This is a genomic window from Chitinophaga alhagiae (genome assembly GCF_003568665.1).
GTDB classification, from domain to species: domain Bacteria; phylum Bacteroidota; class Bacteroidia; order Chitinophagales; family Chitinophagaceae; genus Chitinophaga; species Chitinophaga alhagiae.
In genome coordinates, this window is the sequence record NZ_QXMH01000009.1 from 1 (window position 1) to 3115 (window position 3115).

General features: G+C 57.7%; 2 protein-coding genes. Both read left to right on the forward strand.

What is annotated here, in order from left to right; genetic code table 11:
- Window positions 1-290, forward strand: a 290-nt coding sequence (locus D3A97_RS24685; protein ID WP_157986755.1) for a DUF8696 domain-containing protein, incomplete at its 5' end; no start/stop codon positions are given.
- A 67-nt stretch (window positions 291-357) separates the two neighbouring features.
- Window positions 358-3115 (forward strand): DUF8696 domain-containing protein (locus D3A97_RS24690; RefSeq protein ID WP_157986756.1); only part of this gene is annotated, 2758 nt, incomplete at its 3' end.

Below are 3115 nucleotides of genomic sequence, written 5' to 3' on the forward strand. Positions count from 1 at the left end.
CCAACACTACACCTGCCCAGCTCACCGGCACCACTCCTGCTGGTGGCAGTGGCACCTATACATACCAATGGCAAAGCAGCGCGTCTAACGACCCTGCTACCTTCACCAACATTGGTGGGGCTACCGGGGCTAATTACGCTCCCGGCGCACTGACCACTACCACTTATTACAGGAGGATAGTAACATCCGGCGAGTGCGCCAGCACCAGCAACATCATTGCTGTAACCGTGAGCGTAACACCGGTGTTCACCGTGCAGAACGTGGCTGCTATCTGTAGAAACTGCCTTTGATCTGAGCTATGCCATCACTGCCGGTACACCGGACGAGTATGACATCAGGGCTACCGGCGCTAACCCGATGCCTGGCTTCACCAACATCACCGGGCAAACGCTCACCGCCAGCCCCCTCTCCATTACACTGCCTGCCGGGGTGGAAGAAGGTACTTACACCTTCACCCTCACCCTGCGCGATGCTGTGGGTTGCGAGAGCATCCAGCCCTTCACGGTGATCATTGAAGAGCCGTCTTCTGCTCCCACCATTGCCGTGCCCAGCGTGAACATCTGCGTTGGCAACTCCGCTACCCTCACCGTAACCGGTACCCTCGGTACCGGTGCTGAATGGGTATGGTATACCGGCAGCTGCAATGGCACTGAAGTAGACAGAGGTGCCTCTATCTCCGTTACACCCACCGTTACCACTACTTACTATGTAAAAGCAGTCAGCAGCGGCCCTTGCGGTAACACCGTATGTGCTACCGTAACCGTGAACGTGTACGAAGATCCCTCTACCGCTGATGCAGGCGCTGACCAGGAACATTGTGACGATGACCAGTTCTCCCTCGCCGCCGCCAACCCCACCGTGGGTACCGGCCTGTGGAGCGGTACGCTCCCTGCGGGTGCATCCATCAGCAGCTGGTCAGACCGTAACGCCTCCGTAACACTGCCTGCCGGACAGACCGTAACGCTCACCTGGACGGTGACCAACGGCCCCTGTACGGCTTCTACGGATCAGGTAACGCTCACCAACCTGGTAGCACTGAGCAACAACACCATCAGTGCCAGCCAGTCCATCTGTCCCAACACTACACCTGCCCAGCTTACCGGCACTACACCCGCTGGTGGCAATAGTACTTATACATACCAATGGCAAAGCAGCGCGTCTAACGACCCTGCTACCTTCACCAACATTGGTGGAGCCACCGGGGCTAATTACGCTCCTGGTACGCTGACCACTACCACTTATTACAGAAGGATAGTAACGTCCGGCGAGTGCTCCAGCACCAGCAACATCATCGCGGTTACCGTGAGCGTAACACCGGTGTTCACCGTGCAGAACGTGGCTGCTATCTGTAACACAGAAACTGCCTTTGATCTGAGCTATGCCATCACTGCCGGTACACCGGACGAGTATGATATCAGGGCTACCGGCGCTAACCCGATGCCCGGCTTCACCAACATCACCGGGCAAACGCTTGCCGCCAGTCCCCTGTCTGTAAACCTGCCCGCTGGTACACCGGCCGGTACTTACAACTTCACCCTCACGCTGCGTGATGCCGTAGGTTGCGAGAGCACCCAGCCCTTCACTGTCACCATTGAAGAGCCTTCTACCGCGCCCACCATTGCCGTGCCCAGCATCGACATTTGCGTGGGCAACTCCGCTTCCCTCACCGTATCTGGCACCCTCGGTACCGGTGCCGAGTGGGTATGGTATACCGGTAGCTGCAATGGTACCGAAGTAGACAGAGGGGCGTCCATATCCGTTACACCCACTGTTACCACTACTTATTATGTAAAAGCAGTCAGCAGCGGCCCTTGCGGTAACACCGTATGTGCTACCGTAACCGTGAACGTGTACGAAGATCCCTCTACCGCTGACGCAGGTGCTGACCAGGAACATTGTGACGATGACCAGTTCTCCCTCGCCGCCGCCAACCCCACCGTTGGTACCGGCCTGTGGAGCGGTACGCTCCCTGCGGGTGCATCTATCAGCAGCTGGTCAGACCGTAACGCTTCCGTAACACTGCCTGCAGGACAGACCGTAACACTCACCTGGACGGTGACCAACGGCCCCTGTACTGCTTCTACAGATCAGGTAACGCTCACCAACCTGGTAGCACTGAGCAACAACACCATCAGTGCCAGCCAGTCCATCTGTCCCAACACTACACCTGCCCAGCTCACCGGCACCACTCCTGCTGGTGGCAGTGGCACCTATACATACCAATGGCAAAGCAGCGCGTCTAACGACCCTGCTACCTTCACCAACATTGGTGGGGCTACCGGTGCCAGCTACGCTCCCGGTGCGCTGACCACTACCACTTATTACAGGAGGATAGTAACATCCGGCGAGTGCTCCAGCACCAGCAATATCATCGCGGTTACCGTGAGCGTAACACCGGTGTTCACCGTGCAGAACGTGGCTGCTGTCTGTAACACAGAAACTGCCTTTGATCTGAGCTATGCCATCACCGCCGGTACACCGGACGAGTATGACATCAGGGCTGCCGGCGCTAACCCGATGCCTGGCTTCACCAACATCACCGGGCAAACGCTTGCCGCCAGTCCCCTCTCCATCACACTGCCCGCCGGCGTAGAAGAAGGTACTTATACCTTCACCCTCACCCTGCGTGATGCCGTAGGCTGCGAGAGCACCCAACCCTTCACCGTCACCATTGAAGAGCCTTCTACCACGCCCACCATCGCAGTGCCCAGCATCAACATCTGCGTGGGTAACTCCGCTACCCTCACCGTATCTGGTACCCTCGGTACCGGTGCCGAGTGGGTATGGTATACCGGTAGTTGCAATGGTACCGAAGTAGACAGAGGGGCGTCTATCTCCGTTACACCCACTGTTACCACTACTTACTATGTTAAAGCAGTCAGCAGCGGCCCTTGCGGTAACACCGTATGTGCTACCGTAACCGTGAACGTATACGAAGACCCCTCTACCGCTGACGCAGGCAATAACCAGGAACATTGTGACGATGACCAGTTCTCCCTCGCCGCCGCCAACCCTACCGTGGGTACCGGCCTGTGGAGCGGCACGCTCCCTGCAGGTGCATCCATCAGCAGTTGGTCAGACCGCAACGCTTCCGTAACGCTGCCTGCAGGACAGA